Genomic DNA, 15,201 nt, shown 5'->3' on the forward strand with positions numbered 1-15,201 from the left:
ACCGCTGCCGGTGGTGCCGCGGCGCAGAGTGCCGCCGGCACGGCCGGGGCCGCGGGCGCGCCCGGCCAGGAACGCGGCCGACGGTCCCGTGAGGAGATCCTCGACGCCGTCGTCGCGAGTCTGCTCGAGGACGGCTATGCCGCGACGACGACGATGAAGGTGCAGGAGCGCGCCGGCGTGAGCCGCGGCAAGCTCCTCCACCACTTCCCCTCGAAACGACACCTCATCACGGACGCGGTACGGCGGCTCGCCGAACAGCGCCTCGACGAGACCACGCTGCGTTCGCGGGAGGGGGTGCCCGCACCGTCGGACGTGCCCGCCCGGCTGGCCTGGGCGCTCGAGGTGCTGTGGGAGAGCTTCTTCCACCCGAACTTCTGGGCGGCGATGGAGACGTGGATCGCCGCCCGCACGGATCCCGCGCTCGCCGACGAACTCGTCGCGCACGAGAAGCAGGTGCTCCGCCGGGTCCGGGAGAACATCCGGGGGCTGTTCGGGGAGGAGATCGCCGCGCACCCGCAGTACCGCGCCATGGTCGACGTCGTCTTCACGAGCATGCGCGGCATGGCGATCACCTACATGTTCTCCCGCCGCGACCCGCGGACCGAACCGATGCGCTCGACGTGGTTGACCTCCGCGCGCGCCCTCCTCGAGCTGGAGTGACGATGTCCGCAGTGTCCCGCCCTCCGTTCGATCCGCGGTCGCTGCGGATCCCCCTCGTGGCCGCCCCGATGCTGCGGATCTCCGACCTCGCACTCACCTCGGCGGTGATCCGCGCCGGGATCGTCGGTGCGTTCCCCACTCTCAACGCCCGTTCGACGGCGGGGCTGGAGGAGTGGCTCACCCGGCTCGACGCGGTCCAGCGCGAACCCGGGGCCGGGCCGTACTGCCCGAACCTCGTGATGAAGGACCGCAACGCCCTCGCTCATGCCGAACTCGTGGCGCGCTCGGACGCCCGTCTCGTCATCACCTCGGTGGGGTCTCCGGCTCCCGTCGCGGACCTCTTCGCGGACGCCGGGATCGCGGTGTTCAGCGACGTGGCGACGGTGGAACACGCCCGGAAGGCGGCTGCCGCCGGGGTCACCGGCCTCGTGCTCCTCACCGCCGGTGCCGGCGGGCAGACGGGGTGGCTCAATCCCTTCGCCTTCGTCACGGCCGTGCGGGAGTTCTTCGACGGCCCCCTCGTCCTCGCCGGCGGGATGACCGGGGGTCGCTCGCTCGCCGCCGCCCGGGTCGCCGGGTACGACCTCGCGTACGCGGGCACTGCGTTCATGGCCGCCGCCGAGGCACCCACCCGTGACGACCACGCCCGCCTCCTCGTCGACTCCGGTCCCGACGACGTCGTCCTCACCCGCGCCTTCACCGGGCTGCCGACGAACATGCTCCGCGCCTCGATCGAGGCGTCGGGGCTCGATCCCGAGAACCTCGACGAGGACGTCACTCCCGAGGACGCGAGTGACCTCTTCGGCAACCGCGCGCGGGAGATCGGGCCGAAACGCTGGACCGACGTCCAGTCGGCCGGGCACTCCGTCGCCGGCGTCCATGCCCTCGAACCCGCCGCCTCGATCGTCGACCGCTTCGCGCGCGAGTACCGCGCGGCGCTCGCGGACGTGCATGCCCCCGCGCAGTCGGCACCGGTGCCGACTGCGGATCGGAAGACCTGACACCCGAAGAAGTTCCCGCTCACCACATGGAGGATCAATGGAGATCGCATCCCATCTGCTCGGGCCCACCTACGGGTCCGTCGTCGAACGCACCCTGCAGCGGTACCCGGAGCGCATCGCGTTCCGGGACGCACGCGGGCAGCAGACCTACGCCGAGGTGCTCGACACCATCAGCCGGTACCAGCAGGTCCTGCTCGACGTGGGGCTACGGCGCGGAGACGGTATCGCCGCCCTCGGCGCCAACCGCTTCGAGGTGTGGGCGCTCGGCTCGGCCGTCCAGTCCCTCGGCATGTACATCACGTGGCTTCACCCCATGGGCTCGCTCGCCGACCAGACCTTCCAGCTCGAGGACTCGCAGGTGAAGGGCGTCGTCGTCGACGAGACGAACTACGCGCAGCGCGGCGCCGAACTCGCCGAGGTGGCCGGCGCCTCGGGCCTCGTCGCGCGGTCGATGAGCCCCTCGGGCTTCGCCCCGGACCTCGAGACCGCGGCCGCCGCGGTGGGTCCGCAGCCGTTCCGGAACGAGGGGCGGCACGAGGACCTCGCGATCATCAACTACACCGGTGGCACCACCGGGAGGCCGAAGGGTGCGTACCGGTACCAGTTCAACCTCGGGCCCTCGACCTCCGACGTCCTCGCGGACTTCGAACTCCCGGAGACCCCGCGGTACCTCCTCATCCCGCCGATGAGCCATGTCGCGGGCACGAACGTCCTGCCGACCCTCATGAAGGGCGGCACGGTGCACCTCATGGCCGGCTTCGATCCCGCGAAGGTGCTCGAGACGATCGAACGCGAGCGCATCAACTTCACCCTCTTCGTCCCGACGATGGTGTATGCGCTCCTCGACCATCCGGCCCTCGACTCCACGGACACCTCGAGCCTCGAGTACATCCTCTACGGCGCCTCGCCGATGTCCGAGTCCCGGCTCAAGGAGGGCATCGAACGCATCGGGAACGTGTTCGGTCAGCTCTACGGCCAGACCGAGTGCTATCCGGTGTCCGTCCTGAGCAAGGACGACCACCTGAACCCGGACCTGCTGCTGTCGTGCGGCAAGCCGGTGGGCTCCGTCGACGTGCGGATCCTCGACCCGCAGGGGGAGGACGTGCCGCTGGGGCAGCCCGGTGAACTGTGCGTGCGCGGACGCGGTGCGATGACCGGGTACTGGCGCCGCGACGACCTCACGGCGGAGACGATCGTCGACGGCTGGCTCCACACGGGGGACATCGCGAAGCAGGACGAGAACGGGTACCTCTACATCGTCGACCGCAAGAAGGACATGATCATCTCCGGCGGCTTCAACGTGTTCCCGCGCGAGGTCGAGGACGCGCTCTCGACGCACCCGGCGGTCGCGATCTCCGCCGTGTTCGGCGTGCCGCACGAGAAATGGGGTGAACAGGTGACCGCCGCGCTCGTCCTCAAGGAGGGGGCGAGCGCCACTGCCGAGGAACTCATCGCCGTCGTCCGCGACCTCAAGGGCGCGGTGCAGGCCCCGAAGGAGATCCACCTCGTCGACGCGCTGCCGCAGACCGCCGTGGGCAAGGTGAACAAGCGGGCGCTCCGGGACGACCTCGGGTACTGAGCGGTTCTCCGACTACGGGGCGGCGATGTCGATGACGATCTTCGCCGCCCCGTCCCCGCGTCCCTGTGCGCGGCGGACGGCGGCATCGATGTCCGCCAGCGGCATGTGCGTCTCGATCATCGGTTCGACCTTCACCGCACCCGTCCGGATGAGGTCGAGTGCGCGGGCGAAGCACGGTACCCCGGGGAACGTCTGGGCATCGGAGAACCACTCGATCGTCACCGACTTCCGGAACGCCATCATCGTCGGGAAGGTGCCGACGCGTTCCTCGGGGTACCCGAAACAGCCGACGACCCCGTGCTTGCGGACGAGATCGATCGCCTGCGCCCGGGACACGTCGAATCCCGCCGCCTCGACGACGAGATCGACACCGTTCGGGTACGCGGAGGTGACGGCCTCCGAGAGGGCGTCCGCGTGCATCGCGTGCGCGCCGAAGAGCGCACCGTGTCCGATCCGCGCCTCGTCGAGGTCCGAGGCGTACACGTCGAGTCCGCGGCCGACGAGCTGCTGGACGAAGAACTGCCCGGCCGAGCCGAGTCCGATGACGACGGCCGATCGCATGCCGGGGCGCCAGAACTTGTCGAGCGCGGCGACGGTGGTGCCGAGTTGCTGCCCCATGAGAACCGCCGGGAGGTCGTCCGTGTCCTCGAGGGAGAGCAGGTACTGCGGGTCGACCACCGCGTACTCCGCGAACAGGCGTCCGCGCGAGCCGAGGGGGACGGTGAGCACCCGATCACCCGGGTGCCAGTCGGGGGAGCGGGACTCCTCGACGATGCCGACACCCTCGTGCCCGGGGAAACCTGGCTCTCCCACGAGTTCGGGAGCGGCCCAGCCCTCGAGCGCGATGTGGACGTCGGAACCACACACCGAGGAGTGGATCATCCGCACGAGGACCTGGCCGTCCGCAGGGGACGGGATCGGGCGGTCCTCGACGGTGAAACGGAGGTCGGTCTGGAGAACGGCGGCACGCATGAGGTCAACCTACCGCTGTTCGGCCCCGTCCGAGGTGACGAGGGTCATGTTCTCGCGCGGCGTGATCCACAGTCCCTCGGCGCGCACGGAGACCTCACCATTCACCGTGATCGTCCCCTCCATGAACTGCTTGCGGCCCTCCTGCCGCGCCGCCCATCCGGTCACGACGATCTCCTCACCGATCGGGGTCGCCGCTTCGTAGAGCACGTTGAGGTACCGGGTGAAGGACCGCGGGCGCTCGCCGGCATTCGCGGCATTGCCGAGCGTGTGGTCGAGGAGGAGAGCGATGATCCCGCCGTGCACCCGGCCGGGCGGTCCCTGGTACTGCAGCGGCAGGGTGAGGATGCACGTCGAGCGCTCGCCGTCCCACACGATGTCCATCGGCGGAGCGAGCGGATTGCGCGGGGACGACGCCGGCGTGATGTCGAAGGGGATGTGCGCCGCACCGGGGGACGGTGCGTCGATCTCCACCGTGTGGGGCGCCTCGGCGGCGGCGAGGATCCGGGCGGCGATGTCCGCCGCGGAGGCGGCGAGCCGGGTGTCGTCGGCCTCGCTCACGAGGGCCGTGGCGAGTTCGCGCGCGAGGCGCGCGGTGTGTTCTGCGAAGGGGGAGGTGGGCATCGTCGCCTGCTTCCTGGTCCGTGCGGTCGGTGGTCGTCCGGTCCGTTCTTGTCCCGGCGCGCGGCGCGCACTAGGGTACTGAACAAACGTTCGGTCTTTTTGATCCTAGCGATCCGGACGCACTTTACGGCAGTGTTCGACGAGGAGCCTGTCGGGAAGACCGCCCGGAGCGCCGCCGCGCGATCGTCGCGGGGGATCGCCCGGCCGGACACCACCGAATCGTCACGAGGATGTGAGAGACGTGTACCCAGGTGCATGGAGCGGGAAGTACCCCGACAAACCGGCGATCGTCATGGCCGACACCGGCCGGACGCTCACCTATGCCGAACTCGAGGAGCGGTCGCTCCGCCTCGCGAACTGGTTCCGGGAGATCGGGCTGCAGCCGGGCGCCCACGTCGCGATGATCGCGGAGAACCGCACGGAGATCATCGAGGCGTACTGGGCCGCCCTCCGCTCGGGCACCTTCATCACGGTCGTGAACTGTCACCTCACCCCGCGCGAGAGCTCGTACATCATCCACGACTGCGACGCCGAGGTCGTCCTCATCAGCGCCGAACTCGAATCGGCCGCGGAACTCCACGCCCACTGCGCCGACGTGGCGCACCGGGTGCAGGTCGGCGGCGTCCCCGGCACCCTCGACGGCGCACGTCACTACGACGAGATCCTCGCCGGGTCCTCCGCCGAGAAACCCGCGTACGAACCGCGCGGCGACGACATGCTGTACTCCTCGGGGACGACCGGGAATCCCAAGGGGATCCTGCCGGCGCTCAAGGAGCAGCCCGTCGAGGACGAGAACGTCCCGCTCGTGCAGCTGTTCACCCAGCTCTACGGCTTCGACGAGAACACCGTCTACCTCTCGCCGGCGCCGCTCTACCACGCGGCGCCCATCCGGTTCGTCATGACGACGCACTCGCGCGGCGGCACCGTCGTCGTCATGCCGAAGTTCGATCCCGAGCAGGCTCTGTCGTACATCCAGGGGTACGGCGTCACGCACTCCCAGTGGGTGCCGACGATGTTCGTCCGGCTCCTCAAACTGCCGGAGGAGGTCCGCGCGGGGTACGACGTCTCCACCCTGCGTGCGGCCATCCACGCGGCGGCTCCCTGCCCGGTCGAGGTCAAGCAGCGCATGATCGAGTGGTGGGGTCCGATCGTCCACGAGTACTACGCGGCGACCGAGGCGAACGGCCTCACCGTCATCAACTCGGAGGAAGCACTCCGCAAGCCCGGGTCGGTCGGCCGGGACGGCCTCATGGGGATCGTCCACATCTGCGACGAACTCGGTACCGAACTGCCCACCGGCGAGGTCGGCACCATCTACTTCGAGAAGGCCGAGGGCACCGAACCCTTCGTCTACTACAAGGACGAGAGGAAGACCCTCGGCACCCGCCACCCCGAACACCCGGGATGGACGACGACCGGCGACCTCGGGTACCTCGACGAGGACCGGTTCCTCTACATGGCCGAGCGCAAGAGCTTCCTCATCATCACCGGCGGGGTGAACATCTACCCGCAGGAGGTCGAGAACGAACTCGCGCTCCACCCGGACGTCCGCGACGTCGCCGTCATCGGCGAGAAGCACGAGGAACTCGGCGAGATCGCGGTCGCGTACATCGAGGTCGAGGACCACGTGAAGCCGGGAGACGACCTCTCGGCCGAGATCCGTGAGTGGCTCGCCCCGCGCCTCGCCCGGTTCAAGATCCCGCGCCGGTTCGAGTACATCGACCGGATCCCGCGCACCCCCACCGGCAAGCTCGTCAAACGCAAACTCACCGCCGTGAGCGCCTGAGCACGCGCCCGAGAAAGGAAAGAAAACACATGAGAGCAGTCCAGGTCACGACCCTCGAGGGACCCGAGCACGTCGCCGTCGCCGAGGTGGAGGCACCGACCCCCGGCCCCGGCCAGGTGGTCATCGAGGTGTCCCACGCCGGCGTCACCTTCCCCGAACTCCTCCAGACGCGCGGCATGTACCAGGTGAAGCATCCCCTGCCCTTCACCCTCGGGTCCGAGGCCGCCGGCATCGTGTCCGCGGTGGGCGAGGGGTCGCGGTTCTCCGTCGGTGACCGGGTCGCGACGATCACCGGTAAGGGCACCTTCGCGGAATTCCTCCTCGCGAACGACGAGCAGGTGCTTCTCCTGCCGGACTCGCTCTCCCTCGAGGCCGCCGCCGGGATCCCGATGAACGTCCTCACCGCGGACTTCACCCTCCGGGTGCGGGCGAACCTGCAGCCGGGCCGGACGCTCCTCGTGCACGGAGCGGCCGGCGGCCTCGGCAGTGCGCTCGTCCAGCTCGGTCTCGCGATGGGCGCCGAGGTCGTCGCGGTCGTCTCCACCGAGGAGAAGGCACAGGTCGTGAGGGACCTCGGGGCGCAGCACGTCGTGTTCGCCGACGGGTTCAAGGACGCGGTCCTCGAGATCTTCCCCGACGGGGTCGACTTCGTCGCGGACCCGGTGGGCGGTGACCGGTTCACGGATTCGATCCGCAGCCTCCGCCGCTACGGGCAGGTCCTCGTCCTCGGCTTCACTGCCGGTGAGATCCCCACCGTCAAGGTGAATCGCCTCCTGCTCAAGAACGTCGCGGTGTCCGGCGTCGCCTGGGGTGAGGCCACCCGCGACGACCGGAACCTCATCCACTCCCAGTGGGAGGCGATCACCGATCACCTCGCCTCCGGGGCGCTCGATCCGCACATCCACGGCCACTTCCCGCTCGAACGGGCCGCCGAGGCGATCGCGGTCCTCGACGAACGCGCGGTGCTCGGCAAGGTGCTCCTCGACGTGAACCCGTCCCTGACCTGAACCCCGGGTCCGGGCCGTGCCCGTTGCCCTCCCGTTCCTCCCACACCCGACGAAAGGACTGCCATGACTGCAGCAGAGACCCTCACCGACGACCTCCTCGTGAGCGTCGAGAACGGTGTCATGACCATCCGCTTCAACCGCCCCCAGGCCCTCAACGCCGTCACCCGCGATCTCGCACGATCATTCGACGCCGCGATCGACCGCGCCGCCACCGAGGCCCGGGCCGTCGTCATCACCGGTGACGATCGCGCGTTCTGCTCGGGCGCGGACCTCGGCTCCCAGCAGGCGGACGCCGGCGATCCGGAGGTCAAGGGGGTCGGCCTCGACCTCATCAACGGCCTCGTGAAGAAGATCAAGAACCTCGGGATCCCGACGATCGCCGCAGTCTCCGGTCCCGCTGCCGGTGTCGGCTGCTCCTTCGCCCTCATCTGCGACTACGTCGTCATGAGCGAGAAGAGCTACCTCATGCTCGCGTTCACCCGGATCGGCCTCATGCCCGACGGTGGGGCGACCGCCCTCGTCGCGGCCTCGGCCGGCCGCCACCGGGCGCTCCGCATGGCACTCACGGCGGAGAAGGTCCAGGCCGCCACCGCACTCGAGTGGGGGCTCGCCTCCGAGGTGGTTCCTGCGGACCAGTACCTCACGCGCGCCCAGGAACTCGCGCAGACCTTCGCTTCCGGACCGACTCTCTCGCTCGGGAAGACGGAGCTCGCGATCAACGAGGCGACCCTCTTCGGACTCGAGGAGGCGCTCGACCGCGAGGCCACCGGGCAGGAGGTCCTCAAGGACTCCGCCGACTTCGCCGAGGGCGTCGCCGCGTTCCTCGAGAAGCGGCCGGCCGTGTTCGAGGGGAAGTGAGGAACCATGGCTGACTTCCTCGATCTCACCGGACACGTCTCCGTCGTCACCGGCGGCAACAACGGCATCGGTCTCGGCATGGCACGGGGTCTCGCGCAGGCGGGTGCCGATGTCGCGATCTGGGGCCGCAATACCGAACGCAACGAGGCGGCGAAGGCCGAACTCGAGGGCCTGGGTGCCGGCACGATCACCGCGCACACGTGCGATGTCTCGCAGCCGCAGCAGGTGACCGACTCGATGGCGGCGACGCTCGCGGCCCACGGGAAGCTCGACTCGCTCATCGCGAACGCGGGCATCGGTGGGCGCAAGGGTCCGTTCCACGAACTCACCCTCGATGACTTCCACTGGGTGGCGGCGGTGAATGTCGACGGTGTCGTCCTCAGCTTCCAGGCGGCGATCAAGCAGTTCCTCGAACAGGGGAACGGGGGCTCGCTCGTCGCGGTGTCCTCGCTCGCCGGAATCGAGGGTGCGGCCGGGAACATCCACTACGGCGCGACCAAGGGTGCGGTACTCGCGATGATGCGCGGGCTCGCTTCCGAGTACGGCCGTCACGGGATCCGGACGAACGCGATCCTGCCGGGGTGGATCGCCACCGACATGACGGAGGCCGCGCAGGGCAACGACGTCTTCACGGAGAAGGTCATCAAGCGCGCTCCGATCCGCCGTTGGGGTACCCCCGAGGACTTCGCCGCCGCGGCGGTGTACCTCGTGGGGCCGGGTGCGGCGTACACGAACGGCCAGCAGTTCGTCATCGACGGCGGCTACTCGATCTACTGAGAGATTCCGGGGTCCGCGGTCGGTGCTCGCACGTGCACCGGCCGCGGACACCCACGACCGAAGGGGACAAGGGTGTCCGAGAGGGAATTCCAGCACATCACGTACGAGGTGTCCGAGCGGATCGCGACGATCACGATCGACTCACCGCAGACCCGCAACGGGTTCACCGGCCTCATGGGCCAGGAACTCATCACCGCCTTCGGGCGGGCCGACCGGGACGACGAGGTCAAGGTCGTCGTCTTCACCGGAAAGGGGAAGTTCTTCTGCCCCGGTGCCGATCTCTCGGGTGGCGCGAACACCTTCGACTACGACGCGCGTGCGAAGGACGCGGTCGACGTCGTGGGGACGGGCGCTTCGGGGGCCGGTGGTGAGGAACCGCCGGTACCGACCGAGGGACGGGACGAGATCGACGGCGTCCGCCGGGACGGCGGAGGCCGGGTGTCGCTCGCGATCGCCTCGATGCACAAGCCGGTCATCGTCGCGTTCAACGGCGCTGCCGTCGGGGTCGGGTCGACGATGACGCTGCCGTGCGACATCCGGATCGCGAGTGAGGACGCCCGCTTCGGTTTCGTTTTCTCCAAGCGCGGGATCATGCCGGAGGCGGCATCGACGTGGTTCCTGTCGCGCGTCGTCGGCATCAACCGGGCGCTCGAATGGGTGTACACCGGGAAGGTCTTCGACGCCGCCGAGGCGAAGGAGGCGGGCCTCGTGTCCCGGGTCGTCCCGGCCGCCGAGCTCATGGACGTCACCTACGCCCTCGCGCGAGAACTCGCGGAGACCTCCTCCGCGGTGACGATGGCCGCCGGCCGCACCATGCTGTGGGGGATGCTCACCGCGGACAACCCGTGGGAGGCGCACCGCCTCGACTCGAAGGGCATCTACGAACTCGGGCGGCAGGCGGACGCGAAGGAGGGCGTCACGTCCTTCCTCGAGAAGCGGCCGCCGCAGTTCCCCGGTCGGATCCCGAGCGACCTGCCCGAGTGGCTGCCGGACTTCCCGGGAGCACAGCCGCAGTAGAAATATCACTGCGCGGGACGGTGGATCCCGCTGTGAGAACCGCGGAAGGGCGGGTTCGTGACACTTCTCACGTACCCGCCTTTCCGACAAGGAAACATTTCTTGTGTCTCACATGAACGGCGTACCCTGGCCGTCTGAACCGAGCGGGCGCACACCTGCGTCCGTCGACTGCTGACACAGGACAATCTCTCGTGAAAACGGAACAGACCCCCGCCACCGAGGAAGTCGCCCAGGACACGCGCTTCTTCGGCCACCCCCTGCCGCTCGCCCAGCTCTTCGGGCTCGAGATGTGGGAGCGTTTCTCCTACTACGGCATGACCGGCATCCTCGCCATCTACCTCTACTTCACCGTGGCGGACGGCGGGCTCGCGCTTCCGGAGACGACGGCCTTCGCGATCGTCGGTGCCTACGGCGGTGCCGTCTTCCTCGCGACGATCCTCGGCTCGTGGGTCGCGGACCGCCTCCTCGGCTCGGAACGGATCCTGTTCTGGTCGGCGATCGTCATCATGGCCGGGCACATCGCCCTCGCGCTGCTGCCGGGCTTCAGCGGTGTGGCCGTCGGCCTCGTGCTCGTCGCACTCGGCTCCGGTGGACTCAAAGCCACCGCGAGTGCCATCGTCGGTTCGCTCTACACCGAGAAGGACACCCGCCGTGAGGCCGGCTTCTCGATCTTCTACATGGGCGTGAACCTCGGCGCCTTCCTCGGTCCGCTCCTCACCGGGCTCCTCCAGTCCCGCATCGGCTTCCACTACGGCTTCGGTGCGGCCGCGGTCGGCATGGCCCTCGGCCTCGCGATCTACCTCACCGGTCGGAAGAACCTCCCGGAGAGTGCGCGCAGCGTGCCGAACCCGGCGCCGCGGAGTTCGCTGTGGAAGCTCGGTGGCTCCATTGCTCTCGTCATCGTGCTCATCACGGTGTTCTGGACGACCGGCCTCATGAACGAAGCGAACCTCGCGACGTGGACCGCCGTGGTCTCCGCCCTCGCCTCGGTGGCGTACTTCACGATCATCCTCACCCACAAGAAGGTCGACGAGGTCGAGAAGTCCCGAGCCCTCGCCTTCATCCCGTTCTTCATCGCCTCGGTCGCGTTCTGGGCCCTGTACCAGCAGGTCTTCGGCGTGCTCACCGGGTACTCCGACACGCAGATGAACCGCGTCGTGTTCGGCTGGGAGATGCCGATCAGCTGGATCTCCCTCATCCCCGCGATCTGGGTCATCCTGCTCGCACCCGTGGCCTCCACCCTGTGGATGAAGCTCGGTGACCGGCAGCCCCCGACCCCGGTGAAGGCCGGCCTTGCGCTGTTCTTCATCGGTGCTGCCTACCTGCTCTTCGTCCCGTACTCGAACGCGGGCGCAGGCGGGACCCCGCTCCTGTGGGTGATCTTCATCCTCATGCTCTTCGTCATCGGTGAGCTCATGATCTCCCCGATCGGACTGGCCGTCGCGACCCGCCTCGCGCCGAAGATCTTCATGTCCCAGATGATCGCGCTCTTCTACCTGTCCTCGGGTGTCGGTACTGCGCTGTCGGGTGTCTTCGCGAAGTACTACGACGCAGCGGACCAGACCCCGTACTGGACCTCGATGGGCCTCGGGGCGATGGCCGTCGGCGCCATTGTGCTCGCGGTCTCGAAGCCCGTCGTGAAGCTCATGCGCGGCGTCAAGTAACGCGTGGAGTCCCCACGGTGCCGTCCCCACGCTGGGAACGGTGCCCGGGGGACATACACCGCCGAGGTGTCCCGCGCCTCGGCACCGGAACGCCCACCTCTCCTGCCCACCGGGGCACGGACGGGGTGGGCGTTCTCGTGCGTTCGGTGTCGCCGATCGTGCGGACATCGAAGTCGAAACCGCAGGATCGGCGACAACGAGAACGGCGACATCGAGATCGGCGACATCGGGACCGGCGACATCGGGACCGGCGACATCGGGACCGGCGACATCGGGACCGGCGACAACGGGACCGGCGACAACGGGACCGGCGACAACGGGACCGGCGACAACGGGACCGGAGACACGGGACCGGAGACCGGCGGCCGGAGACCGGCGGCCGGAGACACGGGACCGGAGACACGGGACCGGAGACACGAGAACGGAGACCGGCGGCCGGAGACCGGCGGCCGGAGACGCCGGGACCGGTGACCGGAGGCCCGGGACTCGACACCCGATGACCGACACTCGATCATCGACTCCCGATTCCGACTCGCGACACCCGGATGACGGCTGCGGAGCTGTTGACGGTGGCCGTGCCGGTGTTGAGGTCTCGATTCCGTGCGGTGTCGGGTGCCGAAGTCGCAATTGAATGTCGGGTTCTCGCGATTCGGCGCATTCAATCGCGATGTGAACAGGGGTAAACGCTGGGTATCGCGATCTCGACGCTGCTGCGCAGGTAATCGCGACCTCAACGCTTCGTTCGCTGGAAGTCGCGATGTGAACGGGAACAACGCCGGGAATCGCAATCTCGACGCTGCGGTTGCAGGCTGTCGTGCGAGCTGCACCGGGTCGACTCACGGGAAAATCTTCGAGACACGGGCTTCATAGGTGTCCGGTTGCCGATTTTCCCGTGTCTCGCCGTCACGGGGCGGCACCCGGTGCCTTCCGCGCGGTTCGGTGTCGCCGTTCGTGCGGAAATCGGCGTCGGAACCGCACGATCGGCGACAGTCGATTCCCGACTTTCGGCTTCCGAAACCGGACTCCCGACACCCGGATGAAGGGTGTGGAGCTGGCTACGGCGGACGTCCCGGTGTTGAGGTCTCGATTCCGTGCGGTGTCGGATGCCGAAGTCGCAATTGAATGTCGGGTTTTCGCGAAACAGCGCATTCAATCGCGATGTGAACAGGGGGAAACGCTGGGAATCGCAACCTCGACACCCGGAGCACGGGTGCGGAGACGGCGACGCTCGATGCACTGGGGGAGGAGGGGAGCGAGGAGCCGTCGGGATTTACCGGATCGTTCCCGTTCGCGGCCCCTGCCTCGGTTAGCATCGCCTCGGGAGTGCCCGCACCGAGGTGGGTGCAGTGCCGAACGCACAACGCCGACCCCACACCGAGGTGGGTGCAGTGCCGGACGCGCACTACCGAGTGAACACCGCCGGGCGCGCACAAGGCCGCGCGCGAAGCCGCGCGCACAAGGCCGCGCACGAAGCCGCGCGCACAAGGCCGCGCACAGAGCCGCGCGCACACCGCGCCGGGTGTCCCGAACGATCCAGGAGGAGCAACGATGCTCAGAGGAATCCCCTCGACGATGGGCGACGACGTCCCGCTCATGACGACGACGATGCTGCGGCACGCCGCCCGGACCTTCCCCGAGAGCGAGATCGTCCACCGCGGCGCCGACGGCACGTGGCAGCGCACCGACTACGGCCGCGAGTGGGAGCGGGTGAGCCGGGCGGCCGGCGCGCTCGAGTCCCTCGGGATCGGTCCCGGGGACGTCGTCGGGATCCTCGACTGGAACTCGATCCGCCACTTCGAGCTCTACTTCGCGATCCCGGGTCTCGCCGCGACCATGCTCCAGATGAATCTGCGCCTCGCAGGGGAGGACCTCGCGTACGTCGTCGACCATGCGAGAGCGACCTGGGTGTGCGTCGACGAATCGCTCCTGCCCGTCGCCGAACAGCTCGCCGCCCGGACGGACACCGTGACCGGGTGGATCGTCCTGAGTGATCGGCCGCTGTCCGAGATCGACACGCGCCTGCCGAACGTCCACCACTACGAGGACCTCCTCGCCGCGGCCGCACCGACGTACGACTGGCAGGACGTCGAGGAGACGACCGCGTACTCCGCGTGTTACACGACCGGCACGACGGGCCGGCCCAAGGGCGTCTACTACTCGCACCGGGCGATCTACCTCCACACGATGGCACTCGTCGGGACCCTGTCGATCACGTACCGCGACGTCGTCATGCCGATCACCCCGATGTTCCACGCCCAGTCCTGGGGGCTTCCCCAGGCCGCCGTGTACGCCGGGGCGGCACTCGTGCTGCCGGGCCGGTTCCAGGCGGAGGACATCGGTGTCGTCGCCGAGGCGATCGTCACCGAGGGCGTCACCGTCGCCAACGGTGCCCCGTCCCTCTTCACCCCGATCCTCGAGTACTACAGGGCGCAACCGCAGATGCCGGATCTGTCCCGCGCTCGCCTCGTGTCCGGATCGACCGAGCCGCCGCTCTCGCTCATGAAGGGCTTCCACGACCTCACGGGCGCGGACGTCATCCACGGGTACGGCGCCACGGAGACGACGCCGCTCGTCACCGCCAACCGGATGCTCAAGGCCTCGCTCGACGGCCTCTCCGAGGAGGCGGGGTGGGATCTCAAGCGGTCCCAGGGGCTGCCGCTCACCGGCATCGACTTCCGGATCGTCGACGCGGCGGGGGAGGAGCTCCCGCACGACGGGCACAGTGTCGGGGAACTGCAGATGCGGGGACCGTGGATCACCCGGGCGTACCACGACCAGCCGGACAACGCCGAGCGTTTCGACGACGGGTGGTGGAAGTCCGGGGACGTCGCGACGATCACCGCCGACGGGTACCTCAAGCTCACCGATCGCCTCAAGGACGTCATCAAGTCCGGCGGCGAGTGGATCAGTTCGATCGACATGGAGAACGCGATCCTCGACCATCCGCAGGTCGCGGAGGCCGCCGTCATCGGCGTCCCCGACGAGAAATGGCAGGAGCGTCCCGTCGCGTACGTCGTCGCCCGCCCCGAGTCCGGGCTCACCCGGGGCGACGTCCTCGCGGTCCTCGACGGGAGGTTCGCGAAGTGGCAGTTGCCCGATCGGGTGATCTTCACCGACGTGCTGCCGCGCACCTCGGTCGGGAAGCTCGACAAGAAGCTCCTGCGCGCGCAGTGGGAGTGAGCGTCCGACGGCAGTGAACGCACGACGGGGACGTGAGCCCCGACAGCGCCGAGGCGCCCCGCACTCGGGACTCCGGGGC

Annotated in this window: 12 protein-coding genes; 10 read left to right on the plus strand and 2 right to left on the minus strand. The window is 68.8% G+C overall.

Annotated elements, in window-relative coordinates; genetic code table 11:
• The 3 genes from ABD172_RS02740 to ABD172_RS02750 all read left to right on the plus strand — a co-directional run.
• The coding region (locus ABD172_RS02740) for a TetR/AcrR family transcriptional regulator (protein ID WP_344306720.1) at window positions 1–660 on the plus strand (660 nt) is incomplete at its 5' end.
• Between the two features lie 2 nt (window positions 661–662).
• Window positions 663–1,661 (plus strand): NAD(P)H-dependent flavin oxidoreductase, encoded by a 999-nt coding sequence (locus tag ABD172_RS02745; RefSeq protein WP_344306723.1) that lies wholly within the window; start codon window positions 663–665, stop codon window positions 1,659–1,661.
• Between the two features lie 37 nt (window positions 1,662–1,698).
• Window positions 1,699–3,240: an AMP-binding protein gene (locus tag ABD172_RS02750; protein ID WP_344306724.1), complete on the plus strand. Its 1,542-nt coding sequence runs from the start codon at window positions 1,699–1,701 to the stop codon at window positions 3,238–3,240.
• A 12-nt stretch (window positions 3,241–3,252) separates the two neighbouring features.
• On the opposite strand, the gene ABD172_RS02755 is transcribed toward ABD172_RS02750, so the two are convergent.
• Together ABD172_RS02755 and ABD172_RS02760 are read right to left on the minus strand one after the other, a co-directional pair.
• Window positions 3,253–4,212, minus strand: a complete 960-nt coding sequence (locus tag ABD172_RS02755) for a zinc-dependent alcohol dehydrogenase (protein ID WP_344306725.1) — start codon at window positions 4,210–4,212, stop codon at window positions 3,253–3,255.
• Between the two features lie 9 nt (window positions 4,213–4,221).
• Complete coding sequence (locus ABD172_RS02760; RefSeq protein ID WP_344306726.1) at window positions 4,222–4,833, minus strand: PaaI family thioesterase; 612 nt, start codon at window positions 4,831–4,833, stop codon at window positions 4,222–4,224.
• Window positions 4,834–5,074: 241 nt separating this feature from the next.
• On the opposite strand from ABD172_RS02760, the gene ABD172_RS02765 reads away from it, so the two are divergent.
• The 7 genes from ABD172_RS02765 to ABD172_RS02795 all read left to right on the plus strand — a co-directional run bounded on the left by ABD172_RS02765 (window position 5,075) and on the right by ABD172_RS02795 (window position 15,122).
• Entirely contained in the window at window positions 5,075–6,619 is a 1,545-nt protein-coding gene (locus ABD172_RS02765; RefSeq protein WP_344306727.1) for an AMP-binding protein, read from the plus strand.
• A 29-nt stretch (window positions 6,620–6,648) separates the two neighbouring features.
• Complete coding sequence (locus ABD172_RS02770) at window positions 6,649–7,626, plus strand: NADPH:quinone oxidoreductase family protein (protein WP_344306728.1); 978 nt, start codon at window positions 6,649–6,651, stop codon at window positions 7,624–7,626.
• A 63-nt stretch (window positions 7,627–7,689) separates the two neighbouring features.
• Window positions 7,690–8,484, plus strand: a complete 795-nt coding sequence (locus tag ABD172_RS02775) for an enoyl-CoA hydratase (RefSeq protein WP_344306729.1) — start codon at window positions 7,690–7,692, stop codon at window positions 8,482–8,484.
• Between the two features lie 6 nt (window positions 8,485–8,490).
• Window positions 8,491–9,261, plus strand: a complete 771-nt coding sequence (locus ABD172_RS02780) for an SDR family NAD(P)-dependent oxidoreductase (protein WP_344306731.1) — start codon at window positions 8,491–8,493, stop codon at window positions 9,259–9,261.
• Window positions 9,262–9,333: 72 nt separating this feature from the next.
• Window positions 9,334–10,278 (plus strand): enoyl-CoA hydratase-related protein, encoded by a 945-nt coding sequence (locus ABD172_RS02785; RefSeq protein ID WP_344306732.1) that lies wholly within the window; start codon window positions 9,334–9,336, stop codon window positions 10,276–10,278.
• A 191-nt stretch (window positions 10,279–10,469) separates the two neighbouring features.
• Window positions 10,470–11,942: a peptide MFS transporter gene (locus ABD172_RS02790; RefSeq protein ID WP_344306733.1), complete on the plus strand. Its 1,473-nt coding sequence runs from the start codon at window positions 10,470–10,472 to the stop codon at window positions 11,940–11,942.
• A gap of 1,548 nt (window positions 11,943–13,490) precedes the next feature.
• A complete protein-coding gene (locus ABD172_RS02795) occupies window positions 13,491–15,122 on the plus strand; it encodes a long-chain-fatty-acid--CoA ligase (protein ID WP_344306734.1) in 1,632 nt (543 codons plus the stop codon).
• The last annotated feature ends 79 nt before the right edge of the window (window positions 15,123–15,201 follow it).

The sequence above is a fragment of the Brevibacterium samyangense genome (genome assembly GCF_039529845.1).
Taxonomy (GTDB): domain Bacteria; phylum Actinomycetota; class Actinomycetes; order Actinomycetales; family Brevibacteriaceae; genus Brevibacterium; species Brevibacterium samyangense.